Source organism: Pseudomonas sp. Leaf59 (genome assembly GCF_920984685.1).
Taxonomy (GTDB): domain Bacteria; phylum Pseudomonadota; class Gammaproteobacteria; order Pseudomonadales; family Pseudomonadaceae; genus Aquipseudomonas.
The window spans coordinates 264,118-290,555 of sequence record NZ_CAKLBR010000004.1; the positions used below are offsets into that span (position 1 = coordinate 264,118).

Consider the following 26,438-nt stretch of genomic DNA (forward strand, 5'->3'; position numbering starts at 1 on the left):
CCATGAGTCGTGATGCCCTGCAGGAATCGCTGTCCGCAGTGATGGATAACGAAGCGGATGAACTGGAACTTCGTCGAGTGCTTAACGCATTTGATGATGCCGAAACCCGTGATACCTGGTCTCGTTACCAAGTCGCTCGGGCGGTGATGCACAAGGATCTTCTAATCCCTCGTCTGGATATTGCTGCGGCCGTTTCTGCTGCGCTGGCTGACGAAGCCGTTCCGGCAAAGGCTGCACGTGGTCCATGGCGTAGCCTGGGTCGCCTGGCAGTGGCTGCCTCGGTAACTGTTGCGGTTCTGGCCGGTGTTCGCCTGTACAACCAGGACGAAATCGCTGGTGCCGAACTGGCCCAACAGACCCAGCAACCGGTCATGGCCGGTCCGCAGGTCAAGGGCCCGGCAGTGCTGGCCGGCTACAAGGAAAGCTCTGATGCCACAGGCCCCATGGCCAACGGTGTGCTTCAAGGCCAATCCGGCTGGCAGGATCAGCGTCTTCCAGGCTACCTGCGCCAACACGCACAGGAATCTGCCTTGAAAGGCACTGAAAGCGCTCTGCCATACGCTCGTGCTGCAAGCCTGGAAAACCGCTGAACCTTTAAGGGGCCCTATGCGCGTCATATCGCTCCTTACGCTTTTACTCAGTGGTTGGTCTGCACTCCCCGCCCATGCCGATGAAGCTCAAAACTGGCTGACTCGACTTGGGCGTGCAGAGCAACAACAAAGTTTTAAAGGCACGTTCGTATACGAGCGTAATGGCAGTTTTTCTACCCACGACATTTGGCATCGCGTCCAAAAAGGTCAAGTCCGCGAGCGGTTATTGCAGCTTGATGGGTCTGCCCAGGAAGTCGTGCGTGTAGATGGTCGTACTCAATGCGTCAGCGGCGTCCTTGTCGCAGGCCTTGGCAATTCGCGTGAATCCCCTTCACGTGCGCTTGACCCAAAGAAACTTACTCAATTCTACGAGCTGGCAGTTATCGGTGAATCCCGTGTTGCCGGTCGTAATGCAGTGATCGTCTCGATCACGCCGCGTGATCAGTACCGCTTCGGGTTTGAACTGCATCTGGATCGCGAAACCGCTTTGCCGCTTAAATCCCTGCTGTTGAATGATCAAGGGCAATTGCTGGAGCGTTTTCAATTCACCCGGCTGGACACGTCTACCACCCCAAGTGATCGCGACTTGCAGCCTACGGGTGAGTGCAAGCCTGTCGCAGTTGTTCAGGAGCAGGCGCCAGAGGTCGAGTCCTCCGAGGCATGGCATCTTGAATGGGTGCCACCGGGTTTTCAGTTAATCAAGAGCAGTGCGCGCAAAGATGCGCAGACCAAAGCAACGGTCGAAAGCCTGATGTATGAAGACGGGCTTGCGCGGTTTTCGGTGTTTCTCGAACCCATCAGCGAAGTCAGCGCGACGGAAACCCGCACGCAAATTGGCCCTACGGTTGCGGTTTCTCGCCGCTTGAATACGGTGGACGGTGAAAGGATAGTGACCGTTGTCGGCGAAATCCCCATCGGTACTGCCGAGCGCATCGCTCTGTCCGTACGCAGTGAGAAAACGGCTACTGCCCAGCCGTGATTCGTTAATCCTATGTTCATCCTGACCTTTCAGTCTAAAGTCCATGCCAGGTTGGCTGGCGAGACCATGAAATGTATGGATCAGCATTTTCACTTGCAAAAAATCTCCATGTTTTTTATAGGTCAGGGCTTGTCAGCGCTGACCTTGTTTTGTTCGCGGAACAAAGGCGCCGGTCTCGCTTTCCGGCGTCTCTTGAACCCTGTCGCTCAACCCTGCTCGTCGTAACGGGAGCTGTATGTCGATACCACGTTTGAAGTCTTACCTATCCATAGTCGCCACGGTATTGGTGCTGGGCCAGGCCCTGCCTGCGCAAGCGGCCGAGCTGCCTGATTTCACCCAATTGGTGGAGCAGGCCTCGCCTGCCGTGGTCAACATCAGCACCACGCAAAAGCTGCCGGATCGCAAAGTTTCGAACCAGCAGATGCCCGATCTGGAAGGCCTGCCGCCCATGCTGCGCGAGTTTTTCGAGCGCGGTATGCCCCAGCCGCGCGCTCCGCGTGGCGGCGGCGGTGGTCAGCGTGAGGCGCAGTCTCTGGGCTCGGGCTTCATCATTTCGCCGGATGGCTACATTCTCACCAATAATCATGTGATTGCCGATGCCGATGAGATCCTCGTGCGCCTTGCCGACCGCAGCGAACTCAAAGCCAAGCTGGTGGGCACTGACCCGCGCTCCGACGTTGCGTTGCTGAAGATCGAAGGCAAGGACCTGCCCGTGCTGAAACTGGGCAAGTCCCAGGACCTCAAAGCCGGCCAGTGGGTGGTTGCGATTGGCTCGCCGTTCGGCTTTGACCACACGGTTACCCAAGGCATTGTGAGCGCCATTGGCCGCAGCCTGCCGAACGAAAACTATGTGCCGTTCATCCAGACCGACGTGCCGATCAACCCAGGCAACTCCGGTGGCCCGCTGTTCAACCTGGCCGGTGAGGTAGTGGGGATCAACTCGCAGATCTACACCCGTTCCGGTGGTTTCATGGGCGTGTCCTTTGCGATCCCGATCGATGTGGCCATGGACGTTTCCAATCAGCTGAAGAGCGGCGGCAAGGTCAGTCGCGGCTGGTTGGGCGTGGTCATCCAGGAAGTGAACAAGGACCTGGCTGAGTCCTTCGGTCTCGACAAGCCGGCCGGCGCCCTGGTTGCGCAGATTCAGGACGACGGCCCGGCTGCCAAGGGCGGCCTGCAGGTTGGCGACGTGATCCTGAGCATGAACGGCCAGCCAATCATCATGTCGGCAGACCTGCCGCATCTGGTGGGCGCACTCAAGGCCGGCAGCAAGGCCAAGCTGGAAGTGATTCGTGAAGGCAAGCGCCAGAACGTGGAACTGACCGTAGGCGCCATCCCGGAAGAGGGCGCAGCCCTTGATGCACTGGGCAACGCCAAGCCGGGCGCCGAGCGCAGCAGCAATCGCCTGGGCATTGCCGTGGCCGAGCTGACCGATGAGCAGAAGAAAAGCTTCGACCTCAAGAGCGGCGTGGTGATCAAGGAAGTCCAGGATGGCCCTGCCTCCCTGATCGGCTTGCAGCCGGGCGATGTGATCACCCACCTGAACAATCAGGCGATCAACAGCACCAAGGAGTTCACCGACATTGCCAAGGCACTGCCGAAGAACCGTACGGTGTCGATGCGCGTCCTGCGTCAGGGTCGAGCCAGCTTCATCACCTTCAAGCTCGCCGAGTAATCTGCTAGCCCAATAAAAAGCCCCGCCGTCGGTTAACGATGGCGGGGCTTTTTTGTGGGCGATGGGTTTAACTCATCATCCCTTTCACCAGACGTTCCTGTTCAATCAGTTCACGCTGGCGAGCGTCGATCCGCGACGACAGCGGGAAATTGCTGCCAGCCCGACGCTTGGCGAAATCCAGTTGCTGGATTGCTTGCTGGAAGTCGCCTACCAAAGCGAAGTACTCGGCGCGCGCCTGATGCAGGCCGATGATATTTCCCGACAGTCCGCGTGTCTCGGCGACCTGATACCAGACATCCGGATCATCCGGACGAGACTTGAGCAAGCCATCCAGGGCTTTCTCCGCATCGGCAGTGCGGTTCTGTTTAAGCAGCAGGTCCACCCGAACCTGGTTAAGCGGGTAATTGCTGGGGTACTGGCTCAGCATGCGGTCGGTGCGTTGCTGCGCGTCCGGCATGCGGTTGTTGATGATGTCCAGCTCGATCTGCGCCAGATTGTAAGTGATGTCATTGGGAGCCTTGGCCAGCAATGGCGCCAGGTTTTCCCGGGCTTCCTTAAGCTGAGTGCCCTTTATCTGAGCGATTGCCAGACCATAACGGGCCACATCGTTTTTCGGATTCTCGTCCAACTGAGCCTGGAATCGTTTGGCCGCCAGACCTGGCGTGTCCTCGTACTTCAACTGTACGCGCGCGCGGATCAACTGATAACGCAGGCTGTCTTCCTTGCCGCCCGGCTTGGACTGTTCGGCGCGGTTGCGGGTGTCGGCAATCCGCGATTCGGTCACCGGGTGCGTCAACAGAAACTCCGGCGGCTTGGCATCGAAACGGTATTGGCGCATCAGTCGCTCGAACATGGTGGGCATCGAGCGTGGGTCGTAGCCGGCCTTCTCCAGGTTGAGGATGCCGATGCGGTCCGCTTCCTGCTCGTTCTGGCGGGAGAAACGTCGCTGTTCCTGGATCGCTGCGGCCTGGGTGCCAGCGATGGCGGCGATACCCGCGTCGCCTGCGCCTGCTGCGGCCGCAATAATGCCGCCGAGCAGGGCCGCCATCATGGGAAGTTGCATACGCTGCTGCGCTTCAACGCCTCGGGCGAAATGGCGTTGAGACAGGTGGGCCAATTCGTGAGCCATCACCGAGGCATACTCGCCTTCGGTCTGAGCGTTGAGAAACAGCCCGCCGTTCACGCCGACAATCCCGCCCGGTGCGGCAAAGGCGTTGAGTTGCGGGCTGTTGATCAGGATGAATTCCAGCCGTCGGTCGTTCACCTGGCTCGTCTCCACCAGCTTGTACACGCTGGTCTCGACGTAATCCTTCAGTTGCGGATCGTTCAGTTGCGACACCTGGCCGCGCAGGTAGGCCAGCCATGCACGGCCCAGTTGGTATTCCTGTTGTGGCGAGACAATGGCAGAACTGGCGTCGCCAAGTGACGGCAGGTCGTCGGCGAAGCCTGGGGAGGCCAGCAGGCAGGCCAGCGTCAACAGGGTAGGGCGCAAAAAAGTCATGCACAAAGCCTTTTGGGCAAAGAGCTTACTGTAGCCGGACACTGAGCTTCGGACCAGATATTCTAAGCAACCCAACGCTTGCCCGGAGTAAGACCATGACCGACGCTGCACCCTTTGATGCCGAACTCGATGCCAGCGGCCTCAATTGTCCGCTGCCCTTGCTCAAGGCCAAGCTGGAACTCAATCGAATGGCCAGCGGCGCGGTGCTCAAGGTGACCGCTACGGATGCGGGCTCCCAGCGCGATTTCCGCACCTTCGCCAAGTTGGCCGGCCACACCCTGGAACGCGAAGAAGATGAGGCGGGTGTTTACCGCTATTGGTTGCGCAAGGCCTGAATCGCATCAAGCCTTGTTCAGCGCCTGCGCTGCCGCCAACACCGCATCCACATGCCCCGGTACTTTCACGCCACGCCATTCCTGACGCAGAACACCGTCCTTGTCGATGAGGAAAGTGCTGCGATCCACGCCCAGGTATTCCTTGCCGTACAGCTTCTTGAGCTTGATTACATCAAACAGCTGGCAAACCGCTTCGTCCTTGTCGCTGATCAGCTCGAACGGGAATGCCTGCTTGGCCTTGAAGTTCTCGTGGGACTTGAGGCTGTCGCGCGATACGCCGAACACCTCGGTGTTGGCTGCCTTGAACGCTTCATGCAGATCACGAAAACCCTGGCCCTGGGTGGTACAGCCCGGCGTGCTGTCCTTGGGGTAGAAGTAGATCACCACTTGCTTGCCCTTGAGGTCAGCAAGGCTGAAGGTCTGCCCGCTGGTGGCCGGGGCTTCGAAATCAGTGACCGGTGTATCGATGACTACCGCCATGAATAACCTCCTTACATTGGGTTCTGTGGGCGCCACGGCTCGATCAGCGCGTCCAGGTTGAGCGCGTCGGCGAAATCCAGGAACTGGTCGCGCAGCCAACTGATCTGCACACCGGCGGGCAGAGTCACGGTGAACGTGGCATTAAGCATGGTGCCGCCGGTTTGCGGCGCCTGGTAGGTATCGCAGGTAAGGTTTTCCAACTCGACGTTATGGTCGATAAAAAACTGGCACAGCTCGTTGACGATGTCCGAACGGTACGCCGAGCTGACATACGCCACATAAGGCAAGGCCTGTGGGCGGTTCTCCAGCGCGGCGCTACGCACCACATTGACAGTGAAGTCATGCTTCTTGGCAAGGCCCGGCAGGCCGGTTTCCAGGCGCGCCAGGGCGTCCCAGGTGCCGGAGATCTGCAGCACCAGCGCGCTGCATTCGCCGTGACGGGTCAGGCGCGAGGTTACGACGGCGCAGCGGTTTTCATGGCTGGCGCGGCACAGGACGTTGGTCAGCTCCATGGGGTTGGCGCCGAGGGCACTGATAACAAGGAATTGTTCGCGAACTGTGGGGGTGGACATGCAGCCTTCCTAAAACGATGAGCGGTCGATACTGTGAGGGCTGTATCGATCAAAGGATCAAGGGTAGCGAAAAGCATCGCGAAGGGATAGGAGATGGCGTTTTCATTGTGTGAATGGCCTGCTTGCGGCAGCGCTTTTGCCCAATGATGGCATTGCCCGTCGTTTAGTTGCGCCAGAACGCATCCTCAGGCGGTACTTCGCTTGTACAAGCATCTTGGCGCCAGTACCATTACGGCTCTCTTTTTCCGGCAGGAGCGGTTGCATGATTGCGGGCAGTATGGTGGCACTGGTCACACCCATGGATGCACAAGGTCATCTCGACTGGGACAGCCTTGGCAAACTGGTGGACTTCCACCTGCAAGAAGGCACCAATGCCATCGTGGCGGTCGGCACTACCGGTGAGTCGGCCACCCTGGATGTGGAAGAGCACATCAAGGTCATCGAATTCGTGGTCAAGCGTGTGGCGGGCCGTATCGCGGTGATCGCCGGTACCGGCGCCAATTCCACGCGTGAAGCGATCGAACTGACCAAAAACGCCAAAAAATCCGGCGCCGACGCCTGCCTGCTGGTTACCCCGTACTACAACAAGCCGACCCAGGAAGGCCTGTACCAGCATTTCAAGGCCATCGCCGAAGCCGTCGATATCCCGCAGATCCTTTACAACGTTCCCGGTCGCACTGCCTGTGACATGAAAGCCGAGACAGTCATCCGTCTGTCCACCGTACCGAACATCATTGGTATCAAGGAAGCCACTGGCGACCTGCAACGCGCCAAGGACATTCTGGCCGGCGTGAGCAGCGACTTCCTGCTGTATTCCGGTGACGACGCCACGGCGGTCGAACTGATGCTGCTGGGCGGCAAGGGCAACATCTCGGTGACCGCCAACGTGGCCCCGCGTGCCATGAGTGACCTGTGCGCCGCTGCCATCGCCGGAGATGCCGTAACCGCGCGAGCGATCCACGAAAAACTGATGCCGCTCAACAAGACACTGTTTGTCGAATCCAACCCTATCCCTGTGAAATGGGCGCTGGTCGAGATGGGCATGATGCCGGACGGTATCCGTCTGCCGCTCACCCAGCTCAGCCAAGCCTTTCACGAACCGCTGCGACAGGCCCTGCGCCAGTCCGGCGTCCTGGTTTAATTGAGGAAGCACTACGCATGAAGCGATTGGCCGGACTTTCCGCACTTGCCTTGATTATCTCCAGCACCAGTGGCTGCGGTTGGATCTGGGGCCCGGAAGGCTACTTCCGTGACCGCGGCAGCGATTACCTGGAAGCACAAGCAACCAAACCGATGCAACTGCCGCCGGACGTCAATGTCGCCAAGCGCCTTGACCCGTTGCTGCCGATTCCGCGCAACGTTGCCGACGACACCACCAAGGGTGAGTACGTTGTGCCGCGCCCGCAGCCGATCGCAGCCGTGGCGGACGCCAGCGACTACAGCCTGCAGAAGAGCGGCGATTCGCGTTGGATCGTGGCCCAGCGCCCACCTGCCGAAGTCTGGCCGGTGGCGGTGCAGTTCTTCCAGGACAACGGGTTCCGCATTGACGAGCAGCGCCCGCAGACCGGTGAATTCACCACCGCATGGCAGCACGGCAGCGAACTGTCCGCCAGCATGGCCAAGCGCCTGCAGTCGAGTGGCGTAGCCGCCGACGGCGAGACCCGCGTACGCGTGCGCATCGAGCCGGGTGTGCAACGCAATACCAGTGAAGTCTATGTGGTCAGCGCCGAGCGTCCTGCCGGCAGCACCGCCAATGTCGAGTTCACCAATCGTTCGGTCAATACCGGCGTCGACGCTGCCCTGGTCGACGAGATGCTGGCCAGCATGAGCCGTATCTCCGAGAAGGGCGGTTCCGTTTCCCTGCTCGCCGCACGCGATTACGACACCCCGAGCCGTGTCAGCCTCACCGAAGACGGCAGCGGCAACGTGGTGCTGAACCTGGGTGAAGACCTGGATCGCGCCTGGGCCAGTGTCGGTCGCGCGTTGGAACAAGGTCCATGGCGCGTTGAAGACATCAACCGCAGCCTTGGCCTGTACTACATCAACGTGGCTGAAAAGGCCGTGAAGAAAGACGACGAGCCAGGGTTCTTCGGCAAACTGTTCGGCAGCACGCCGACCAAGGAAGAAGTCGAAACCCGTGCCGAGCGCTACCAGGTTCGTCTGAGCAAGGTAGGCGAGAGCGTGCAGGTCACCGTCGAGAAGAACATCAATACCGTTGCTCCCGCTGAAACAGCGCGCAAAGTGTTGGGCGTTATTCAGGACAACCTGGGCTGATCCGATGCGTTTTGCCGTTCTCGGCAGCGGTAGCCAGGGAAACGGCACGCTGGTCGCTCATGACGACACGTACGTGCTGGTCGATTGCGGTTTCTCGCTGAGGGAAACCGAGCGGCGCCTGCTGCGCCTGGGGGTTCACCCCGCGCAGCTGAGCGCGATTCTGGTGACCCACGAACATGCCGACCACGTGCATGGCGTGGGTTTGCTGTCTCGGCGCTACAATCTTCCGGTGTACCTGAGTCGCGGCACCCTGCGCGGGATGCGCAAACCCATTGAACCTGCAGGTTTCCTGGCCGGCGGTGAGCAACTGCACATCGGCGCCTTGAGCATCGATGTGATCGCAGTCGCCCATGAGCCCACGCAGTATGTCTTCAGTGACGGCCAGCGGCGCTTCGGCGTGCTGACCGACCTGGGTTCCTACTGCGCCAAGGTGCTGGACGGTTATCGCGACCTCGATGCGTTGATGATCGAGTCCAACCACTGTCGGGACCTGCTGGCGCGCGGTCATTACCCCTACTTTCTCAAGCAGCGGGTAGGTGGCGAACTGGGGCATTTGAACAACCATCAGGCGGCGTACCTGGTGTATGAGTTGGGCTGGCAAGACCTGCAGCACCTGGTCCTGGCCCACCTGAGCAGCAAGAACAACCTGCCGCAGCTTGCCCGGCAATGTTTCGTCGACACCCTCGGGTGCGACCCGGACTGGCTGCAACTGGCCGATCAAGATTCAGGGCTCGACTGGCGCCACATCGCCTAGCCCACCTCACTCAAAGCGGAGCCCATCATGGAAAAACGTGAAGAACTCTACCGCGGCAAAGCCAAGTCGGTGTACAAAACCGACGACGCCAACCGCCTGATCCTGCTGTTTCGCAACGACACCTCGGCGTTCGACGGCAAGCGCATCGAGCAACTTGATCGCAAGGGCATGGTGAACAACAAGTTCAACGCCTTCATCATGCAGAAACTCGAAGCAGCCGGTATTCCGACCCAATTCGACAAACTGCTGGGCGATAACGAATGCCTGGTGAAGAAGCTCGACATGATCCCGGTGGAGTGCGTCGTGCGTAACTACGCCGCCGGCAGCCTGGTCAAGCGCCTGGGCGTGGAGGAGGGCCTCAAGCTCAACCCTTACACTTTCGAGCTGTTCCTCAAGGACGACGCCAAGGGCGACCCGTTCATCAACGAATCCCACGTAGTGGCGTTCGGCTGGGGCACCGCTGAGCAACTGGCGCGCATGAAGGAGCTGTCCCTCAAGGTCAACGACGTGCTGAGCAAACTGTTCGACGACGCAGGCCTGCTGCTGGTGGACTTCAAGCTGGAGTTCGGCGTGTTCCACGACGGCTCCATCGTCCTGGGCGACGAATTCAGCCCGGACGGCTGCCGCCTGTGGGACAAGGACACCCGCAAGAAGATGGACAAGGACCGCTTCCGCCAGGGCCTGGGTGACGTCATCGAAGCCTACGAAGAAGTCGCCAATCGCCTCGGCGTACCGCTGTAATCGACGCAAGCATCTGATAGCACGGAAAAAAATCGCCTCGGCGCTTTGCATCCACGAACCATGCTGTTATGATGCGCGCCGTTGGAGAGATGCCAGAGTGGCCGAATGGGACGGATTCGAAATCCGTTGTACCTTCACCGGTACCTAGGGTTCGAATCCCTATCTCTCCGCCATTATTGAACAAGACAAAGCCCCTGAAATGGTTAACCATTTCAGGGGCTTTTTCGTTCCCGGCGTTTAACTCTGACGAGCGTCGAGCCGTTCAATCGTAAGCGAACTGATCAACCAATCCCAAACGAGGCACATGAGTATCGGGCCGCAACAGCGCGCCAGGAGCAATAACGGCGTTTGCGCCAATCTTGCAGCCGTCTCCCACCAGGGCACCGAACTTGTTTACGCCCGTCTCGATCACCTGATCCAGATAACGGATTTTGATTTGAGTCCCGTTCAGTTCGTTGCGGTAATTGGCAATGATCGCACCGGCCTCGATATTTACGCCCTCGCCAAGCAACGAGTCACCGACAAAGTTGAAGTGTGCCAGCTTGCTCCCATCCAGCATGAAGCTGCTTTTAAGCTCGCAGCTTGGGCCGATGATGCAATTTTTGCCCAGGTACACCCCTGCGCGCAGATAAGCACCCGCCGCCACGAAGGATCCTTCGCCGATGATGATCGCGCCCTTCAGCACAGCGCCTTGCTCGACAACCGCACTTTCGTGGATGGCACAGTTTACATGACGCCGATAACCCTTGCCGAGGCGTTCCAGCAACGCCATCACCTGGTTTTCACAGTCTTGTGCCACCCGCCAGGCCTCAACAGGCGTGAGGCCCAGAGTGGGCCATCGTTCAATGAATGCATTGATTTCAACCGGCGTCATGGAAAGTCATTCCGAAAAGGGTAAAGGTAGATCTGCATGGCCATGCTAAAACAATGACGTTACTTTTTACCCTCCGATTTTTTCGACGGTTTTTTATCCGTTTCCCTCACCGTCTCCCTCGGCCTTTTTTTGGCCTCACCCTCCGTCACGTATTCCCCTGTAACCGCATCACGATATCGCGTTGGCATATGAGCTCCCTGACAGTAGGTCGCCACAGCGGCGACACGTTTGAGGCTAGCTCGCAGGCTTGCGCGCGCAAGTTTCAGTGCGGGCATTCTCTTTACCAGGTTTTTCCAGATCGAATACCTCTGCGCCAAAACAAAAAAGGCCCGCCAAACGCATCGTTCGGCAGGCCTTTTCAACAGTTACCCGTCAGGCCGGTTGCGCCACCAGGCGGTTACTGACATTCCTTCCCAACACCAGCACCGTCACAAACCCGAAGCCTACCAATACCGTGGCGAGGCTCAACAGCACCGAGCTGCCCATCTGGTCGACGATGCGCCCGCCGAAGAACGAGCCCAGGGCAATGATCACCTGGAACAGCGCGACAAACAGCGGCATGCCACGCTCCACATCCTTGGGTGCTACCACGAACATCCAGATACTCGAGCACGCCGGGAACGCGCCGAATGCGAAGCCCCACAGCGCGATCAGCATCGCGGCGCCGGTCATGCCGGTGGCGAAGTGGGGGAACAGCGCGGTGCTGGTGCCGATCATCAGCGCGACCAGCAGCAGGGTGTTGCGCACGCTGCGGTTGGCGGCGAAACCGGCGAAAACATTGCCTGCCACGCCGGCCACACCAAACAGCAGCAGCAACGAGCTGATGGTCGGCCCATCGAAGCCGGCACTGTATTTGAAGAACGGCGCGACATAGGTGTAAGCAGCAAAGTGCGCCAGGCCGATCAGCAATACCGCAATCAGGCCCACCCGCGCCTGCGGGTTGTAAAACAACGCCGGGAGGTCACTGACACGAATCGCTTTTTCGGGGTTGAGCCGCGGCAACAGGAGCACCTGAGCCAGCAGCACCGGCACGCCCATCAGGGCGGTGACCAGAAAGGTCATGCGCCAGCCCATCAGGCCGCTGAGCCAGGTGCCCACCGGTACACCGAGCACGGTGGCCAGGGTCACGCCCATCATGATGATCGACGTAGCCTTCGCCACGTCGACGCCTCTGGGCGCCAGGCGGCCGCTGAGGGCGATGGCTGTGGCCCAGAAGCCGCCGATGCTGATGCCCAGCAGGACACGCCCGATCAACAGCACGTTGAAGTCACTGGCAAACGCCACGATACCGTTGGCGATGATCATGATCAGCGTCAGGCTGATCAGCAGATAGCGACGGTCCATCGCGCCAATGCTCACCGACAGAAACGGCGCGGCAAGGGCCGCCATGATGCCGGGCAGGGTCACCATCAGCCCGGCGTGGCCGGCCGTGATGCCCAGGTCGCTGGCGACGTCGTTGAGTACGCCCACCGGGAGAAACTCGCTGGTCACCAGGGCGAATGCGCCCACGGCAACCGACAGAATCGCCAGCCACTGCTGCTTGACGCTCTGTTGATTATGTTCGGGAAGGCCGCTGGAGGCCTGGCTGGCACTTGGCATGGTGTTGGGTTCCAAGGATGAATGTCGCCTGTCGTCAGGCGGGGGGAGGGATGTGGGAGGGGATTATAAGGATGACCGCCGGCAAATCGGCAGGCGGTCGTTTCGATAGTCATCATCAGTGTGATCGATGTGATGCTTCCGGCTCGAATCCACATCGGATATTCAGGATTGTTTATTTCCGATTTACCCCCTCAAGTCCAGGCCTGTCAGGCCGAAACCCTGTCATACGATGTCGTATCCCCCCCCAATAAGAGCCCTTAAAATGTCCCTTCGCAGCCTGTCCATCGCCCGCCGTGCCGGTCTGGGTTTTGCCTTGATTGCTTTGCTCGTGGCCCTGCTGGGCTTTTTCGCGCTGTCGAACATGGCGAGTATTCGCGCCCGGGCGGTGCAGGTGGAGAGTGGGCTGGTGCCGAAGATGCGGCTGGTGGCCGATATTCGCGAAATCATGCTGCGCATCCGCACGATTTCGTTGCGCATGGCGCTGGACCCCAACCCGGCCAACCTTTCAACCTACCGCGGTCAGATGGACACCCGCAGCCAGGACCTGACGAAGAAGCTGACCGAGCTCGACGCGTGGGTCGACACGCCTGAGGTGCGTGCGCTCTACGACCAGTTCCAGGTCTCGCTGCGCCAGTACCAGCAAGCGCTGGCGCAGTCGTTTGTGCTGGCCGACAAGCAGCAGGGCGCTGAACTCAACAAGCTGCTGCTGGTGGACATGAAAACCGTGGTCGATGGCTCCGGGGCCCAGCTCAATGCGCTCAGCGACTACTACAACGGCCAGATCAACCAACTGGGCCAGGCGGCGGAGGCGCAGTACAGCCGCTCGCTCACCATGGTGTTGGGTTTTGTGATCCTGGCCGGCGTGAGCACCGTGGCCCTGGCCTGGCTGCTCACGCGCAGCATCGTCGGCCCATTGGGACAGGCCATGCGCGCGGCGGAAAACGTCGCACGCGGCGATCTGACCCAGACCGTCGAAGTCAGCGGCGACGACGAGGTCACCCGCTTGCTCGTCGCCCTGCAATCGATGCAAGGCAACCTGCGCGATACCTTGCAGCTGATTCGCCAGTCTGCGGTGCAAATGTCCGCCTCGGCCACCGACCTCAATGGCATCACCGACCAGAGCAGCCGCAGCCTGCAACAGCAAACGGCAGAGATCGAACAGGCGGCTACGGCGGTCAACGAGATGACCTCGGCCGCCGACGAGGTGGCGCGCAATGCGGTGTCGACCTCCGAATCCACCAGGCTTTCCAATGAAACCGCGCGCGAAGGCCAGCACCGCGTTGGCGAAACAGTCAGCGCGATTCAGGCCCTGAGCAGCAACATTGGCGAGACCTCCACCCTGGTGCAGAACCTGGCCGAGCAATCGCGGGACATCGGCAAGGTGCTCGACGTGATTCGTTCCATCGCCGAGCAGACCAACCTGCTGGCGCTTAACGCCGCCATCGAGGCGGCGCGTGCGGGTGAGTCCGGGCGTGGTTTTGCGGTGGTGGCCGATGAGGTGCGGGCGCTGGCCCATCGCACTCAGCAATCGACCCTGGAGATCGACCAGATGGTGACCGCCATGCGCACCGGCTCCAACGATGCGCTGGCGTCGATGCAGTCAAGCACCCAGCGCGCCACCGACACCTTGAGCCTGGCCGAAGGGGCCGGTGGCGCGCTGAGTCGGATCACCGATTCGATCGATGAGATTCACCAGCGCAACCTGGTGATCGCCAGTGCGGCCGAGGAGCAGGCCCAGGTGGCCAAGGAAGTCGACCGCAACATCGTCAATATCCGTGACCTGTCGGCGCAATCGTCGTCCGGCGCCGGGCAGGTCAGCGGTTCGAGCCAGGAGCTGGCGCGTCTGGCGGTAGCGCTCAACGACACCGTGGCGCGGTTCCGCTTGTAGGGCCTGTGGAGCGTCGGCCTAGACCTGGCGCTCCACCCCCTGGCGAATCTTCTCCAGCAGCTCATCGATATGAAACGGCTTGGTGATCAAGTCCATGCGCTCGCCCAGAAAGCTCTGACGATTGGCCGCATTTTCCGCGTAGCCGGTCATGAACAGAATCGGCAGGTCAGCGCGCAGCAGGCGTGCATGGTCGGCGAGTTCACGGCCGGTCATATACGGCAGGCCGTAATCGGTCAGCAACAGGTCGATGCTCGGGTCGGCCTGCAGGATCACCATGGCCTCGTCGCCGTCGGCGGCCAGGCTGCACTGGTAGCCGGCATCCATCAGCACTTCGGCGACAAAGCTGCGCACCGAAGGCATGTCCTCAACAATCAGAATGTGCTCGCCCTGGCTCAATCCAGGCACCGCCAGCAGTTTTGTTGCCAGGGTAGCCGGGCCTTCGGCGGCCGGCAGCATGATGGTGACTTCGGTGCCCTGGCGGGTGACGCTGCGGATCTGCGCATCGCCGCCGGACTGGCGCGCGAAACCGTAGATGGTCGACAGACCGAGTCCCGTGCCCTGGCCCACCGGCTTGGTGGTGAAGAAGGGGTCGAACACTTTGTCGATCACGCTGTGGTCGATGCCCACGCCATTGTCGCGCACCGACAGCGCAATATAGGGGCCGTTTTCCAGTTTGAGGTTGCCATTGGAATACGCCGGGTACGTGGTGACCCAGATGATGCCGCCCTGGGGCAGGGCATCGCGGGCGTTGATCACCAGGTTGAGCACCGCGCTTTCCAGCTGGATCGGGTCCACCAGCGCCACCGCCGGGTTGCTGGTCAGCTCCAGCTTCAGGGCGATGTGTTCGCCAATGGTGCGCATCAGCAGTTCTTCGAGTGAGCGGATATGCGCATTGATGTCGATGGCGCGCGTGTCCAGCGGCTGCTGGCGGGCAAAGGCGAGCAGGCGATTGGTCAGGCCGGCCGCGCTCAGCGCCGAGCTCAGGGCCGCATCGGCGTAGCCCAAAACCTTCTCGGTGCGCTGGCTCTCGATGCGTTTTTTGATCAGTTCCAGGCTGGTGATGATCCCGGTCAGCAGGTTGTTGAAGTCGTGGGCGATGCCGCCGGTGAGCTTGCCCAGGGCGTCCATCTTCTGCGCCTGCAGCAGTTGCGCTTCGGTGCGGGCCAACTGGCGCGCGGCATTGGCCAGTTCGGCCTGCTGATGGCGCTCGCGGTGGCGATGCTCAGTGACGTCTTCCACGAATACCAGGCTCAGCTCGGCGCGGTTGTACGGCGAAATCTGCCACTCGGTCTCGCGCAGCTCGCCATTCACGTTCAACTGCAGCGTGCCTTTCCAGCGCTCGCCGGCCGACAGGCGCTGGCACAGTTCGCCGATGACGGCGGCCTGGCCGTCGGCGAAGCATTCGAGCAGGGCGTCGGGGTTGCGGTTGTCATGAATCAATTGCGCGAAGGCGTGGTTGCATTCATGGACTTTGAGCTGCGCGTCCATCACCGCAATCGGCGCGCTGATATTGAAGAAAATCTCGCGAAAGCGCGCCTCGCTTTCGCGCAGCGCATATTCGGTGTCACGCACCCGCAGCAGGGTGCGCAGGGTCGCCAGCAGCACATCCGGGTCCACCGGGTGGATCAGGTAGGCGTCGGCCCCCGCGTCCAGGCCGGTGATGATGTCGCCGGTCTCGATGGACGCCGCCGACACATGCACCACCGGTAGCAACGCGGTGGACGGGTCAGCACGCAGGCGACGCACGATATCGAAGCCGCTCATGTCCGGCAGGTTGACGTCCAGGATCAGCGCATCGATTTTTTCGCGAGCAATAAGGTCCAGCCCATCCTGGCCGGTGCCGGCTTCCAGCACATGACCATAGTGACGCTCCAGGCGGCGGCGCAGGGCATAGCGCGTGGCGGCGTTGTCGTCGACGATCAGTAATCGAATGTCACGCTTCATCGACGTTCTCGTTTGCGATGGACAGGGGGATGATCACGTAGAACAGCGAGCCCACGCCGGGCGTACTTTCCACACCCACACGGCCGCCCAGCAGTTCGGCGAAGCGTTTGCACAGCGACAGGCCCAGGCCAGTGCCGCGCAGGCGTTTTTGCAGCGGAGAATCAATCTGCGAAAAATCTTCGAACAGGTTGTTGTGCAGCTCGGCGGGAATGCCCAGGCCAGTGTCCTGCACCGCAAAGCGGATCTCGCGGTCGTTCTCCATGCCGGCCGAAATCCGCACCTCGCCTTGCAGGGTGAATTTGAGCGCGTTGGAGATGAAGTTGCGCAGAATCTGCGCCAGCTTCTTGTCATCGGTATACAGCCTGGGCAGGCCGGCCGGCTCTTCGAAGATCAGGTCCACCGACGAGGCATCGACGATGGGCCGGAACATCCCGCGCAGCGCCGAGAACAGGTCGAACATGTCGAACCACGCCGGCGAGATGGAAATGCGCCCGGCCTCGATCTTGGCCAGGTCCAGCAGGTCATCGACCATTTCCCGCAGCTCGCGGGCAGAGCTGCGGATAAACCCGACCTGGGTGTGTTGTTCAGGGCTCAGCGGGCCATCGAGTTCATCCGCCAACAGGCTGGTGATGCTCAGGATAGAACCCAGCGGCGTGCGAAACTCATGACTCATGTACGACAGGAAGCGGCTCTTGAGGTCCGATGCCTGGCGCAGTTGGTCGGCCTGCATGTCGAGTTCGGCATACAGCGCCAGCACGCCCTGGTTGGTCTCGTCCAGTTCGGCGCGCAGGGCGTCCCCTTCCAGGCGCAGGCGTTTGACTTCATCGGCAAGGGAGGCAGTGGTTTCAGCCATTGATAGCCTCCAGGGCAATCACGAATACGGTAACGTCATCGCGGCCGCGACAGAAATCACGGTGCAGAATGGCGGCGATCAGGGCCGGGTGGCGGTGTACGAGGCCCGGGTAATCGGCAAGGTTCCAGCGTGACTGCAAGCCGTCGCTGTACAGGATCAGCAACTGGCCGGTCACTTGAGCGTAGTCGAAGGGCTGGGCCTTGCGATATTGCACGCCGACGATCCCCGGATGGGAGGCCAGCCCCCGAGACTTGCCGTGGCCGATCAGGCTGGCGCCGATGTTGCCGATACCGGTGAAGCGCAGGGTGTCGGCCGAGGCGTCGTATTGAGCAATCGCCATGGCGCCGCCGCGGGTGCCGCTCATGCCCACATGCAGGTCGTTCATCAGTACGACTGGGTCGAGAAATGCGTCCTGCGCAAACACCGCCTCACCGGCCTGCGCGGCGCGCTCGGCATCGATGCCATGGCCCAGTCCATCGGCCACCATCACGCTGAAGCGCCCCGGCTCGACCATCAGGTGCCAGGCGTCGCCGCAATGCGGGTCGTCGTGCAATGAATGCTGGCTGACCCCATAGCGGATGTCGCGGGCAGCCGAGGCTCGCGGATACAGGCGCGCAAGCATCGCTGTGCCACGCGCGTCGGCATGCACATCGAACACCTGGGCCAGGCGCGAAATCGCGCCCATGCCGATGCCCTGGGTGCCGCCCGTGGAGAAACCGTCCACCAGGCAGCTGTCCAGATCGAAGCCCTGGCCGCGGTCCACGGCAATCATCTCCACGCCGCCGTTGCCGGTGGCGCGCAGGTGCAACTGGCCGTGATCGGCATGCTTGAGGATATTGCTGGCAAGCTCGGTGGCCACCAGTGCCACGCGCCCGGCGTCGGTTTCGTCAAAGCCCAGTTGCTCGGCCAGCAGTTGCGCCGTGCGGCGCGCATAGCCCACCTGGCTGACGTCCTCGACCAATAACACCTGGGTCAGTGCACTGTGGATATTCAGGACCATCGAGTGATCGTCACGCGGGTGCCTTTACCCGGCGCGGTATCCAGTTCGAATTCGTCCACCAGGCGCTTGGCACCGGTCAGGCCCAGGCCCAGTCCGCCGCCGGAGGTCCAGCCATCGGTCATCGCCAGCTTGAGGTCGGGAATGCCCGGGCCTTCGTCGCGAAAGGTCAGGCGCACGCCGGGGCGCAGGTCTTTTTCAACTACCGCCCAATCCATGTAGCCGCCACCGCCGTACACCACGGTGTTGCGCGCCAGCTCACTGACGGCCGTGACCAGCTTGGTCAGGTCGATCAGGCGCATGCCGCATTCCTGGGCCAGTCTGCGTACCAATTGTCGCGCCAGCACAACGTCCTGTTCGATCAGCACAGGATGCGTGCCGCTGCTGGCTTCGATCATGAGTGTTCAACCCGGTCGCGCAGCAGCTTCATGCCGCGCTCCACGTTCAATGCGGTGGCCACGCCCGGCAGGTTCATGCCCAGTTCCACCAGGGTAATCGCCACGGCCGGCTGCATGCCCACCAGCACCGTCTGCGCGTCCATGATGCGCGACAGGCCCGAGATGGTGCCGATCATGCGCCCGATGAACGAGTCGACCATGTCCAGCGCCGAAATATCGATCAACACGCCGCGCGCCGAGGTGCGGCTGATGCGTTCCGACAGGTCGTCCTGCAGGGTCAGCGCGAGTTGGTCGTGCATGTCCACCTGGATGGTCACGAGCAGAAACTCGCCCATCTGCAAAATAGGGATGCGTTCCATGCTCAGACTGCCTTGCTGACGTTGACGCCCAGACGCTTGAGGGCCAGCGCCAGAGCGTCGGCCAGGTTGGCCTTGGTGACCACGCCTTGCAGGTCGAGCCCCAGGTGCACGATGGTCTGGGCAATTTGCGGACGCACGCCGCTGATGATGCAGTCGGCGCCCATCAGGCGGATGGCGGTAACGGTCTTGAGCAGGTGCTGGGCCACCAGGGTGTCGACGGTCGGCACGCCGGTGATGTCGATAATGGCGATTTCGGAACCGGTGTCGACGATGCGCTGCAGCAGCGATTCCATCACCACCTGGGTGCGTTGCGAGTCCAGTGTGCCGATCATCGGCAGGGCCAGCACGCCGTCCCACAGCTTGACCACCGGGGTGGACAGCTCGAGCAGTTCTTCCTGCTGGCGCTTGATCACCGCTTCACGGGACTTCTGGAACGTGCGGATGGTGTGCATGCCCAGGCCGTCGAGCAGTTCCGACACTTCCCACAGTTGTTCGGCCAGTTGCGCGCCGTCGCTGGCGTATTCGCGCTGCAGCAGGGCGAACACCGGGCCCTTGAGGGCGAAAATGAAGCTGGCGGTCTGCTGGGAATCCTGGCCGATCAGCGCACGGCTGTGGGACAGTTTCTCCAGGAACAGCCGGGTCTGTGCCCAGTTTTCGTGATTGATGTTTTGCGAGCCGCCGTTGTGCAGCGCGTCGGCGAGCAGGTTGAGGAACTCGCCGGTCTGTTGCTTGACGTCGTCCCCCTTGAGGTTGCGTGTGGCGCCCGTGGCCTCCAGGCTGTGCGTCCATTCGTTGAGCAGGTCAATGCGATTGTCTTGCAATGCCTGGACCGTTTTTGCCTGCAGAGTTGCCACGGGTAATCTCCTTTAAGCCATGAATAAAGTGATGGCAATTTATACTAAATTGCATTGCCCGGAACGTTTTTCAGCGAATCCAATGGCAACGCCCGGCCGGGCTGACTGCGCGTGAACCGTGCCTGTAAGGTAGTATCGCGATTCACTCTGAGCCAGCAGTCGACCCGTGATCATCAACTTCGACCTCAACGACCTCCAAGCCTTCCGCGCCGTGGTGGACAAGGGCAGCTTTCGCGGCGCCGCCGAGGCCATCCGCATCTCGCAACCGGCCCTGAGCCGGCGCATCGAAAAACTCGAGTCGGCGCTGGACGTGAAGCTGTTCGAGCGCACCACGCGCCGCGTCAGCCTGACCATGGTTGGCCGCGCGTTCCTGCCGCAGGTCGAGCGCATGCTCGACGACCTCGACATCGCGCTGATGGGCATCAGCAATGTCGCCTCCACGCGCATGGGCCACGTGACCATCGCCTGCGTGCCGTCCACGGCGTATTACTTCATGCCCCACGTGATCTCCGAGTTCCACAAGCTGTATCCGAAGATCCGCCTGCGGGTGCTCGATGCCAGTGCGGGTGAGGTGTGCAATGCGGTGGAAAGCGGCGAGGCGGATTTTGGCGTGAGTTTCAGCGGCAGCCTGGCCGATGAGGTGGAGTTCGAGTTGCTGCTGCAGGAGCGCTACGTGCTGGCCTGCCGGCGTGATCACCCGTTGGCCGAACGCGCGAGCGTAAGCTGGGCCGAAGCCTACGAGCACGACTACATCACGGTGGACAAGACCTCGGGCAACCGCTTCCTGCTGGACCAGGCCCTGCGTGGGGTGCGGGTGAAAAAACCGAGCATCTGCGAGACGCACCACGTGACCACGATGATCGGGCTGGTGGAGGCGGGGTTGGGCGTGGCGATGGTGCCATCGATTGCGATGCCGGCGTGCGAGCACCCGATTCTGGTGAGTGTGCCGCTGGTGGAACCGCAGGTGATGCGCAACGTGGGCTTGATAAAACGCCGCGGGCGGACATTGCCGCCAGCGGCGCTGGAGTTGGAACGGTTGGTGCGGGAGATGCCGTTTCGGTCAGCGTGATACCGAGTCCAGGCCGGTGGATTGCACCACCGGTTGCGCCTCGGGGGAGGCGAGGAATTTGAGCAGCGCTTTGGCCTCATCCTTGTGTTCGGCGTTGACCGGGATACCGGCCGCAAAGCGCGTTACCGATTGCACGTCTTCCGGCAGCTTGCCAACAAAGGTTACGCCCTTGACCGGCAACAATTCCGCCACCTGCTGCAAGCCCACTTCGTAATCACCCTTGGCCACCTGTTCGGCCACTGGCGCGCGTTCGATCATCGTGCCCTTGGCCGGCATGCCGAGTTTCTTGAACAGCTCTTTCTCGACATACACGCCGCTGGCGCTGTCCGAATAGGCCACGGACTTGGCCTTGCTCAGCACCGCCTTCAGGTCCGCATCGGTGTTGATCACAGGCTTTGCCGCGCCTTCCTTGACCACCAGGCCAATACGCGAGTCCGCCAGTTCCACACGGGAGGCCGGGTCGACCTTGCCCTGTTTGATCAGCTCATCCAGCGCATAGCCGACCATGATCACCACGTCGGCGTGTTCGCCACGGGCCAGGCGGTTGGGAATCGCTTCCGGCGCCTTGCCCATGGACGGGCCGAGGATGGTGTCGAGGGTGTCGCCGCTTTGCTTGGCGTACTGCGGGCCGAGCAATTTGTAGGCAGCGGTGAACCCACCGGAGGTCATCACCTTGAGTTGTTCGGCCTGGGCCGTCAGCGCCAGGGCACTGAGGGCCAGGGCGGTCAGGGTTTTAGCGAGAAACTTCATTACACCGCTCCTTGCATCACTTGCCCGCGGGCGTTGGCGCGACGATAGAGCGCCAGGGTCGAACACAGCGCACACAGCGCGGCAAACATCATCCAGTAGGCCGGCGAGGCCTTGTCGCCGGTGATATGGATAAACCAGGTGGAGATCGCCGGGGTGAACCCGCCGAAGATCGCCGTCGCCAGGCTATAAGCCAGGGAGAAGCCCGCCACGCGCACTTCCACTGGCATGATTTCGGTCAGCGCCGGAATCATCGCGCCGTTGTACATGCCGTAGAGGAAGGAGAACCACAGCAGGGTTTCCAGCATGTGCGCAAAGCTCGGTGCGTTGACCACGTAGGACAGCGCCGGGTAAGCGGTCAGCACAGTCAGCACGGTCATGGCCAGCAGCACCGGCTTGCGGCCGAAGCGATCGCTCAAGGTGCCGCCGATCGGCAGCCAGATAAAGTTGGAGATGGCCACCAGCAAGGTCACCAGCAGGGCGTCCGAGGTGCTCAGTTGCAGCACGGTCTTGCCGAAGGTCGGCGCATACACAGTGATCAGGTAGAACGCGGTGGTGGTCATGGCCACCATCAACATACCGCCGATGACCACAGTCCAGTTCTTCACCAGGGTTGCCATCACTTCACGCATGGTCGGGCGGTGCGTGCGGTTGGCGAACTCTTCGGTTTCCTGCAGGTTGCGACGCAGGATGAAGATGAACGGGATGATCACGCAGCCCAGGGCGAACGGAATGCGCCAGCCCCAATCGGCCACCACTGCAGGTTCCATCCACACGTTCAGGCCGTAACCCAGTGCGGCGGCGACCACGATGGAGATCTGTTGGCTGCCCGACTGCCAGCTGGTGTAGAAACCCTTGCGGCCCGGTGTGGCCATTTCCGACAGGTAAACCGATACACCGCCCAGTTCCGCACCGGCCGAGAAGCCTTGCAGCAGGCGACCCAGCAGCACCAGCAATGGAGCCCACAGGCCAATGGTCTGGTAACCCGGCACCAGCACGATCAACAGCGTGCCGCTGGCCATGATCGACAGGGTCAGGATCAGGCCTTTGCGACGACCCACGTCATCGATATAAGCACCCAAAATAATGGCGCCGAGCGGGCGCATCAGGAAGCCTGCGCCGAATACGGCGAAGGTCATCATTAATGATGCGAACTCATTGGCAGAGGGGAAGAACGCGGCAGCGATGTAGGTGGCGTAGAAGCCAAACAGGAAGAAGTCGAACTGTTCGAGGAAGTTACCCGAAGTAACGCGAAAAACCGCGCCGACTTTCGAGGAGGCAGAGGCGGGCCGGGAAGGGCTTGTCATGGTTTTGTGTCTCCAGCGTTCTTTTTAAAGTGCTTGTTTCGCTTAAGACCCGAGATAGTGGCTGACACATTTAGAAATGATAAGTGACAAATTTGGATAGATTGATGTGCGTTCGCTATCAATCCTCGGCGCCACCCCTAAAGCCCGTTCCCGTCTGGATGTGAGCTTTCGGCGCGTTCTACTGTGCCCACACCTCACCCTGATCATCGGCGGACCTTGATTCGGGCTGAATGCGCCGCGTACATAGACGCCGGCCCCGGCGCTTTCTACACTGCGGCTTGTCGTGGGGAAGGGGCAGGCGCCGATGAATCGCAATGAATTACGCAAGGCCGATATCAACCTGATGGTGGTCTTCGAAGCGTTGATGCTCGAGCGCAATGTAACGCGGGTGGCCGAGAAGCTGTTTCTCGGCCAGCCGACCATCAGTTCGGCGCTCAACCGTTTGCGCACCTTGTTCAATGACCCGCTGTTCATTCGCGTGGGCCACCGCATGGAGCCCACGGCGCGTGCCGAAGAAATCATCCAGCACCTGTCGCCGGCCCTGGACTCCTTATCGTCGGCCTTGAGCCTGACCCACGATTTCGACCCGTCCATCAGCACCATGACCTTTCGTATCGGCCTGTCCGATGACGTCGAGTTCGGCCTGCTGCCGCCGTTGCTGCGCAGCCTGCGCCAGGAGGCGCCGCAGGTGGTGTTTGTGGTGCAGCATGTCGACTACTGGCGCATTCCCGACCTGCTCGCGTCCGGCGACATCACCGTCGGCATCACCCAGACCCGCGGCCTGCCGGCCAATGCCAAGCGCAAGCTGTTGCGCCATATCCACCCGCGCATCCTGCGCGCCGACGCCTCGCAAACGCCGCTGACCCTCGACGAATATTGCGCACGTCCCCATGTGCTGGTGTCCCACACCGCCAACGTGGCAGGGTTTGCCGATGAGTGGCTGGCAGAAATCGGCCGCAAGCGCCAGGTGGTGCTGTCGGTGCCGCAATACAGTGCGCTGCCGGCGCTGCTGGCCGGCACCGACCTGATTGCCAGCCTGCCGGACTACACCGCCGAAGCCATGGCGGTGTCGGGCAAACTGTTCTGCGAACCGTTTCCGTTTCAGACGCCAACCCTGGACCTGTCCATGGTCTGGCTCAGCCACGTGGACACCGACCCGGCCGAGCGCTGGGTGCGCTCGCGGCTGGAGGCGTTCATGAGCGATCGCGGGTTGGCCGCGCCGCTCTAGAGCAAGCCCTGGTCGGCGCAGGCCTTCACCACTTGTTCGCGAAACCAGCTGTTGGCGCTGTCCTGCGCGCCGGCTTCCTTCCACTGCATATCCAGCGTAAACCCCGGCAAACCGCTCGGCGCCTCGCAGTGGCCGAACACCGTGGCGGGAGCCAGCAGCTTCTGCACGCGGCGCGGCAGGGTAACGATGAAGTCGGTGCCGGTGATCATCTTCAACGCGGCGCTGTAACTGTTGGCGCGCGCGACCACCTGGCGCTTGTGGGCCTGGCGCGCGAGCCAGCCGTCGATCATGTTGTTGGCCGAGGTCCACGGCGTAGGGAACACGTGGCGCCGGGCCACGAAGGCTTGCAGGCTGAACACCGGCTCCGGCGGCGCCGCGCGTTTGTCGAACACACACACCAGGTCATCCTCCAGCAGCATCTGGGTCTTGAAGTCCTTGTGTGCGCGATGAAAGTGCGGGCCGAAGCAGATCACCAGGTCCAGGCGCCCGTCGCGCAGGTCGTCGGCGGGAATGTCGGTTTCGAGTCGCTGCACATTGACGATCACCGGCAGGTCGGCGCGGTCGAAGTCCTTCAACAGGCGCGGCAGGATCAATTGCTCGAAGTATTCCGGGGCGCACACGTTGAACGTTACGGCCTTCTGCGCAGGGTCGAACGGCTGGTCGCCGGCGTGGCACAGGTTGATGCTTTCGAGGATCCTCTGCACATGGCCGTACATGGTCGTGGCCTTGGACGTAGGACGCATGCCCGCGCGGGTGTTGATAAACAACTCATCTTCGAAACTGGTGCGCAGTTTCTTCAGGCTGTAGCTCACGGTGGACTGGCTGACGAACAGCGTCTCAGACACGTCGGTAACGCTGCTCTGGTCGTAGACGGCGATAAACACCATCAGGTCCTGCATATCGAGTTTTCTGAGCAAGTTACTGTTTAGCATCGGTTCCGTCCGCTAACCTTCGGTACCGAACTCAGTACACGACAGTGCAAAAGCTTAACGGAACGGTCGTGCCAATAGAAAGTTCTGTAGGGCGTTTCTATGTTTGTCGTGGGACAAATAATGTCCACAACACGACCTCAGCGAATATGTCGGGCGTAGTGCCGTGGATTGAAGCGCGTGACCATCAGCAGCATCACCACGACCACCGCGGTCAGCGACCACCAGGCCCACGTGAAGCTGCCCGAGCGTTCGCGGATCATCCCCGCGAGCAGCGGCGACAGGCCGGCGATCAGGTAACCGATGCCCTGCACGAAGGCGGTGAGGCTGCCGGCACGGCGCGGGTGGTCGAGGTGGTCCATGGCGAGGATCAGGCTCATCGGAAACAGCCCGCCGATGCCCAGGCCGAGCAGGCAAGGCCACAACAGACTCAGGTGCTGGGGCTTGAGGATCAGGCCGCAGAAACCGAGGAAGATCAGCACCAGCAGCACCGCGACCACGACGCGTTTATCCTCGCGACGATTGGCGATGGCCGGGGTGATCAGGCCGGACACCACTTCCATGGCGGTCAGCCAGCCCAGGAGCAGCCCGGCGTGCTGTTCGCTCCAGCCCTGCTCGACGTAGTAAGGCGCCAGCCAGGCCAGCACGCAGGTGTAGGACGCGGTGCCGAGGCCGAAGAACAGCGCCAGCAGCCAGGCGCGGGCGTTGCCGAAAAACCCTCGCTGCGTGTCGGAGCCCGCCTGGGGCAGTGCGGGTAGCGCCGCGCGTTGTGCACACCAGGCCAGCACCGCCAGCAGCGCGAGCACGGCCCAGATCGCCAGGCCTGCGCGCCAACTGCCGGTGTACATTTGCACGAACGGGGACAGCGCCGCCGCCAGCGCCGCGCCGCCCATGATTGCAGTGACGTACAAACCCATGAACAGCGAGACATTCGCACTGAACCGTGACTTGATCAGCACCGGCATCAGCGCCTGGATCAGCGCAATTCCGATACCGGCGGCCATTGCACTGACAATCAGCTCCAGCGCCGAATCGAGGAACAGTCGCGACAACGTCGCCACGCCAATCAGCAGCAACGACGCGACAACACTGCGGTGCTCGCCAAAGCGCCTGACCAGGCGCATGCCCACGAACATCGCCAGGCCCATGGTCATCACCGGCAGCATGGTCAGTAACGCCGCGTCGCTGAAACTCAATGGCACATCGGCGCGAATCGACGCCAGCAACGGCCCCACGGCCGCCATCGACGGGCGCAGGTTGAGGGCGATCAGGATCACACTGATCACCAGCCATACGGTGGTGGAGGGTTTCGTCTGCACGTTTTGCATGAGCCTGCCTTGAATGAACCAGAGCGAATCAGGCCACGTGCTGGGGGAGGGCGGCAAATCAGAAAATCACTGGAGCTATTGAAAAACTGCGGCCTGAGCCACCGCCAATCAAAGTGTGGGAGGGGGCTTGCTCCCGATAGCGGTGTGTCAGCCAAAGACGTCT

At 61.4% G+C, this 26,438-nt stretch carries 26 protein-coding genes, 1 tRNA gene and 2 pseudogenes; 13 read left to right on the plus strand and 16 right to left on the minus strand.

Annotated features, from left to right (window positions below; translation table 11 throughout):
• Positions 1-2 precede the first annotated feature (2 nt).
• The 3 genes from LUB09_RS06510 to LUB09_RS06520 all read left to right on the plus strand — a co-directional run bounded on the left by LUB09_RS06510 (position 3) and on the right by LUB09_RS06520 (position 3,244).
• Entirely contained in the window at positions 3-590 is a 588-nt protein-coding gene (locus tag LUB09_RS06510) for a sigma-E factor negative regulatory protein (RefSeq protein WP_034096393.1), read from the plus strand.
• A 16-nt stretch (positions 591-606) separates the two neighbouring features.
• On the plus strand, positions 607-1,569 hold the full coding sequence (locus tag LUB09_RS06515; protein WP_231422085.1) for a MucB/RseB C-terminal domain-containing protein: 963 nt from the start codon (positions 607-609) through the stop codon (positions 1,567-1,569).
• 235 nt (positions 1,570-1,804) lie between these two features.
• Complete coding sequence (locus LUB09_RS06520) at positions 1,805-3,244, plus strand: DegQ family serine endoprotease (protein ID WP_209989942.1); 1,440 nt, start codon at positions 1,805-1,807, stop codon at positions 3,242-3,244.
• 67 nt (positions 3,245-3,311) lie between these two features.
• Here the strand turns inward: LUB09_RS06520 and LUB09_RS06525 are convergent, their stop codons facing one another.
• A complete protein-coding gene (locus LUB09_RS06525; protein WP_209989945.1) occupies positions 3,312-4,745 on the minus strand; it encodes a M48 family metalloprotease in 1,434 nt (477 codons plus the stop codon).
• Between the two features lie 95 nt (positions 4,746-4,840).
• On the opposite strand from LUB09_RS06525, the gene LUB09_RS06530 reads away from it, so the two are divergent.
• A complete protein-coding gene (locus LUB09_RS06530; protein WP_231422087.1) occupies positions 4,841-5,080 on the plus strand; it encodes a sulfurtransferase TusA family protein in 240 nt (79 codons plus the stop codon).
• Positions 5,081-5,086: 6 nt separating this feature from the next.
• Here the strand turns inward: LUB09_RS06530 and LUB09_RS06535 are convergent, their stop codons facing one another.
• Together LUB09_RS06535 and LUB09_RS06540 are read right to left on the minus strand one after the other, a co-directional pair.
• Entirely contained in the window at positions 5,087-5,560 is a 474-nt protein-coding gene (locus LUB09_RS06535) for a peroxiredoxin (protein ID WP_209989950.1), read from the minus strand.
• An 11-nt stretch (positions 5,561-5,571) separates the two neighbouring features.
• Positions 5,572-6,132 (minus strand): glycine cleavage system protein R, encoded by a 561-nt coding sequence (locus LUB09_RS06540; RefSeq protein WP_003172487.1) that lies wholly within the window; start codon positions 6,130-6,132, stop codon positions 5,572-5,574.
• Between the two features lie 262 nt (positions 6,133-6,394).
• Between LUB09_RS06540 and dapA the strand changes: the two genes are divergently transcribed.
• The 5 genes from dapA to LUB09_RS06565 all read left to right on the plus strand — a co-directional run bounded on the left by dapA (position 6,395) and on the right by LUB09_RS06565 (position 10,074).
• Positions 6,395-7,273, plus strand: a complete 879-nt coding sequence (dapA, locus tag LUB09_RS06545; RefSeq protein WP_209989953.1) for a 4-hydroxy-tetrahydrodipicolinate synthase — start codon at positions 6,395-6,397, stop codon at positions 7,271-7,273.
• Between the two features lie 17 nt (positions 7,274-7,290).
• Entirely contained in the window at positions 7,291-8,406 is a 1,116-nt protein-coding gene (gene bamC / locus LUB09_RS06550; protein ID WP_209989959.1) for an outer membrane protein assembly factor BamC, read from the plus strand.
• Positions 8,407-8,410: 4 nt separating this feature from the next.
• Positions 8,411-9,160 carry an MBL fold metallo-hydrolase gene (locus tag LUB09_RS06555; protein WP_231422089.1) on the plus strand — a complete coding sequence of 250 codons (750 nt, stop codon included), beginning with the start codon at positions 8,411-8,413 and terminating at the stop codon, positions 9,158-9,160.
• A 27-nt stretch (positions 9,161-9,187) separates the two neighbouring features.
• A complete protein-coding gene (gene purC, locus LUB09_RS06560; protein WP_003211975.1) occupies positions 9,188-9,901 on the plus strand; it encodes a phosphoribosylaminoimidazolesuccinocarboxamide synthase in 714 nt (237 codons plus the stop codon).
• Between the two features lie 83 nt (positions 9,902-9,984).
• Positions 9,985-10,074: transfer RNA gene (locus LUB09_RS06565), tRNA-Ser, on the plus strand.
• An 89-nt stretch (positions 10,075-10,163) separates the two neighbouring features.
• Here LUB09_RS06565 and LUB09_RS06570 read toward each other — a convergent pair.
• Together LUB09_RS06570 and LUB09_RS06575 are read right to left on the minus strand one after the other, a co-directional pair.
• On the minus strand, positions 10,164-10,775 hold the full coding sequence (locus tag LUB09_RS06570) for a DapH/DapD/GlmU-related protein (protein ID WP_231422091.1): 612 nt from the start codon (positions 10,773-10,775) through the stop codon (positions 10,164-10,166).
• A 372-nt stretch (positions 10,776-11,147) separates the two neighbouring features.
• Positions 11,148-12,374, minus strand: a complete 1,227-nt coding sequence (locus LUB09_RS06575; protein WP_209989973.1) for an MFS transporter — start codon at positions 12,372-12,374, stop codon at positions 11,148-11,150.
• 262 nt (positions 12,375-12,636) lie between these two features.
• Between LUB09_RS06575 and LUB09_RS24015 the strand changes: the two are divergent.
• A pseudogene (locus tag LUB09_RS24015) lies at positions 12,637-13,407 on the plus strand (MCP four helix bundle domain-containing protein); the annotation flags it as partial.
• A gap of 45 nt (positions 13,408-13,452) precedes the next feature.
• On the plus strand, positions 13,453-14,262 hold the full coding sequence (locus tag LUB09_RS24020) for a methyl-accepting chemotaxis protein (RefSeq protein WP_442964093.1): 810 nt from the start codon (positions 13,453-13,455) through the stop codon (positions 14,260-14,262).
• A gap of 18 nt (positions 14,263-14,280) precedes the next feature.
• Here the strand turns inward: LUB09_RS24020 and LUB09_RS24025 are convergent, their stop codons facing one another.
• From LUB09_RS24025 to LUB09_RS06610, 7 genes and pseudogenes are all read right to left on the minus strand, one after another.
• Complete coding sequence (locus LUB09_RS24025) at positions 14,281-15,030, minus strand: response regulator (protein WP_442964094.1); 750 nt, start codon at positions 15,028-15,030, stop codon at positions 14,281-14,283.
• 165 nt (positions 15,031-15,195) lie between these two features.
• Positions 15,196-16,206: pseudogene (locus LUB09_RS24030) on the minus strand (response regulator); the annotation flags it as partial.
• The gene (locus tag LUB09_RS06590; RefSeq protein ID WP_231422097.1) at positions 16,196-17,059 is read right to left on the minus strand and encodes a sensor histidine kinase; all 864 of its coding nucleotides are present in this window, start codon (positions 17,057-17,059) and stop codon (positions 16,196-16,198) included. The pseudogene LUB09_RS24030 and the gene LUB09_RS06590, both read right to left, overlap by 11 nt.
• Positions 17,052-18,059, minus strand: coding sequence for an ATP-binding SpoIIE family protein phosphatase (locus tag LUB09_RS06595; protein ID WP_231422099.1), 1,008 nt, complete (start codon positions 18,057-18,059; stop codon positions 17,052-17,054). Before LUB09_RS06595 ends, LUB09_RS06590 begins: the two co-directional genes overlap by 8 nt.
• Positions 18,050-18,454, minus strand: a complete 405-nt coding sequence (locus LUB09_RS06600; RefSeq protein WP_209989985.1) for an anti-sigma regulatory factor — start codon at positions 18,452-18,454, stop codon at positions 18,050-18,052. The genes LUB09_RS06595 and LUB09_RS06600 overlap by 10 nt, the downstream gene beginning before the upstream one ends.
• Positions 18,451-18,813 (minus strand): STAS domain-containing protein, encoded by a 363-nt coding sequence (locus LUB09_RS06605; RefSeq protein ID WP_003233973.1) that lies wholly within the window; start codon positions 18,811-18,813, stop codon positions 18,451-18,453. The genes LUB09_RS06600 and LUB09_RS06605 overlap by 4 nt, the downstream gene beginning before the upstream one ends.
• Positions 18,814-18,815: 2 nt before the next feature.
• Positions 18,816-19,667, minus strand: a complete 852-nt coding sequence (locus tag LUB09_RS06610) for an STAS domain-containing protein (RefSeq protein ID WP_231422101.1) — start codon at positions 19,665-19,667, stop codon at positions 18,816-18,818.
• Between the two features lie 166 nt (positions 19,668-19,833).
• Here LUB09_RS06610 and LUB09_RS06615 point away from each other — a divergent pair, with 166 nt between their 5' ends.
• Positions 19,834-20,736, plus strand: a complete 903-nt coding sequence (locus tag LUB09_RS06615) for a LysR family transcriptional regulator (RefSeq protein WP_231422102.1) — start codon at positions 19,834-19,836, stop codon at positions 20,734-20,736.
• Here the strand turns inward: LUB09_RS06615 and LUB09_RS06620 are convergent.
• Both LUB09_RS06620 and LUB09_RS06625 read right to left on the minus strand, forming a co-directional pair.
• Complete coding sequence (locus LUB09_RS06620; RefSeq protein WP_209989992.1) at positions 20,728-21,486, minus strand: substrate-binding domain-containing protein; 759 nt, start codon at positions 21,484-21,486, stop codon at positions 20,728-20,730. The two genes, LUB09_RS06615 and LUB09_RS06620, sit on opposite strands and share 9 nt — an antisense overlap.
• A complete protein-coding gene (locus LUB09_RS06625; RefSeq protein ID WP_209989993.1) occupies positions 21,486-22,790 on the minus strand; it encodes an MFS transporter in 1,305 nt (434 codons plus the stop codon). Before LUB09_RS06625 ends, LUB09_RS06620 begins: the two co-directional genes overlap by 1 nt.
• Before the next feature lie 304 nt (positions 22,791-23,094).
• Between LUB09_RS06625 and LUB09_RS06630 the strand changes: the two genes are divergently transcribed.
• A complete protein-coding gene (locus LUB09_RS06630; protein ID WP_003233981.1) occupies positions 23,095-24,018 on the plus strand; it encodes a LysR family transcriptional regulator in 924 nt (307 codons plus the stop codon).
• On the opposite strand, the gene LUB09_RS06635 is transcribed toward LUB09_RS06630, so the two are convergent.
• The gene (locus LUB09_RS06635) at positions 24,015-24,950 is read right to left on the minus strand and encodes a LysR family transcriptional regulator (protein ID WP_231422103.1); all 936 of its coding nucleotides are present in this window, start codon (positions 24,948-24,950) and stop codon (positions 24,015-24,017) included. The genes LUB09_RS06630 and LUB09_RS06635 overlap by 4 nt on opposite strands.
• A gap of 137 nt (positions 24,951-25,087) precedes the next feature.
• Positions 25,088-26,275: a cyanate transporter gene (locus tag LUB09_RS06640; protein WP_231422104.1), complete on the minus strand. Its 1,188-nt coding sequence runs from the start codon at positions 26,273-26,275 to the stop codon at positions 25,088-25,090.
• Between the last annotated feature and the right edge of the window lie 163 nt (positions 26,276-26,438).

Bases quoted from the DNA above. Each gene is read 5' to 3' on its own strand.
- purC (WP_003211975.1), top strand. From the start codon at position 9,188: ATGGAAAAACGTGAAGAACTCTACCGCGGCAAAGCCAAGTCGGTGTAC.
- LUB09_RS06510 (WP_034096393.1), top strand. From the start codon at position 3: ATGAGTCGTGATGCCCTGCAGGAATCGCTGTCCGCAGTGATGGATAAC.
- LUB09_RS06630 (WP_003233981.1), top strand. From the start codon at position 23,095: ATGAATCGCAATGAATTACGCAAGGCCGATATCAACCTGATGGTGGTC.
- LUB09_RS06620 (WP_209989992.1), bottom strand. From the start codon at position 21,486: ATGAAGTTTCTCGCTAAAACCCTGACCGCCCTGGCCCTCAGTGCCCTG.
- LUB09_RS06570 (WP_231422091.1), bottom strand. From the start codon at position 10,775: ATGACGCCGGTTGAAATCAATGCATTCATTGAACGATGGCCCACTCTG.
- dapA (WP_209989953.1), top strand. From the start codon at position 6,395: ATGATTGCGGGCAGTATGGTGGCACTGGTCACACCCATGGATGCACAA.
- LUB09_RS06520 (WP_209989942.1), top strand. From the start codon at position 1,805: ATGTCGATACCACGTTTGAAGTCTTACCTATCCATAGTCGCCACGGTA.
- LUB09_RS06590 (WP_231422097.1), bottom strand. From the start codon at position 17,059: ATGGCTGAAACCACTGCCTCCCTTGCCGATGAAGTCAAACGCCTGCGC.
- bamC (WP_209989959.1), top strand. From the start codon at position 7,291: ATGAAGCGATTGGCCGGACTTTCCGCACTTGCCTTGATTATCTCCAGC.
- LUB09_RS06605 (WP_003233973.1), bottom strand. From the start codon at position 18,813: ATGGAACGCATCCCTATTTTGCAGATGGGCGAGTTTCTGCTCGTGACC.
- LUB09_RS06515 (WP_231422085.1), top strand. From the start codon at position 607: ATGCGCGTCATATCGCTCCTTACGCTTTTACTCAGTGGTTGGTCTGCA.
- LUB09_RS06535 (WP_209989950.1), bottom strand. From the start codon at position 5,560: ATGGCGGTAGTCATCGATACACCGGTCACTGATTTCGAAGCCCCGGCC.
- LUB09_RS06540 (WP_003172487.1), bottom strand. From the start codon at position 6,132: ATGTCCACCCCCACAGTTCGCGAACAATTCCTTGTTATCAGTGCCCTC.
- LUB09_RS06640 (WP_231422104.1), bottom strand. From the start codon at position 26,275: ATGCAAAACGTGCAGACGAAACCCTCCACCACCGTATGGCTGGTGATC.
- LUB09_RS06525 (WP_209989945.1), bottom strand. From the start codon at position 4,745: ATGACTTTTTTGCGCCCTACCCTGTTGACGCTGGCCTGCCTGCTGGCC.
- LUB09_RS06625 (WP_209989993.1), bottom strand. From the start codon at position 22,790: ATGACAAGCCCTTCCCGGCCCGCCTCTGCCTCCTCGAAAGTCGGCGCG.
- LUB09_RS06530 (WP_231422087.1), top strand. From the start codon at position 4,841: ATGACCGACGCTGCACCCTTTGATGCCGAACTCGATGCCAGCGGCCTC.
- LUB09_RS06600 (WP_209989985.1), bottom strand. From the start codon at position 18,454: ATGATCGAAGCCAGCAGCGGCACGCATCCTGTGCTGATCGAACAGGAC.
- LUB09_RS06595 (WP_231422099.1), bottom strand. From the start codon at position 18,059: ATGGTCCTGAATATCCACAGTGCACTGACCCAGGTGTTATTGGTCGAG.
- LUB09_RS24020 (WP_442964093.1), top strand. From the start codon at position 13,453: ATGTCCGCCTCGGCCACCGACCTCAATGGCATCACCGACCAGAGCAGC.
- LUB09_RS06635 (WP_231422103.1), bottom strand. From the start codon at position 24,950: ATGCTAAACAGTAACTTGCTCAGAAAACTCGATATGCAGGACCTGATG.
- LUB09_RS06555 (WP_231422089.1), top strand. From the start codon at position 8,411: ATGCGTTTTGCCGTTCTCGGCAGCGGTAGCCAGGGAAACGGCACGCTG.
- LUB09_RS06575 (WP_209989973.1), bottom strand. From the start codon at position 12,374: ATGCCAAGTGCCAGCCAGGCCTCCAGCGGCCTTCCCGAACATAATCAA.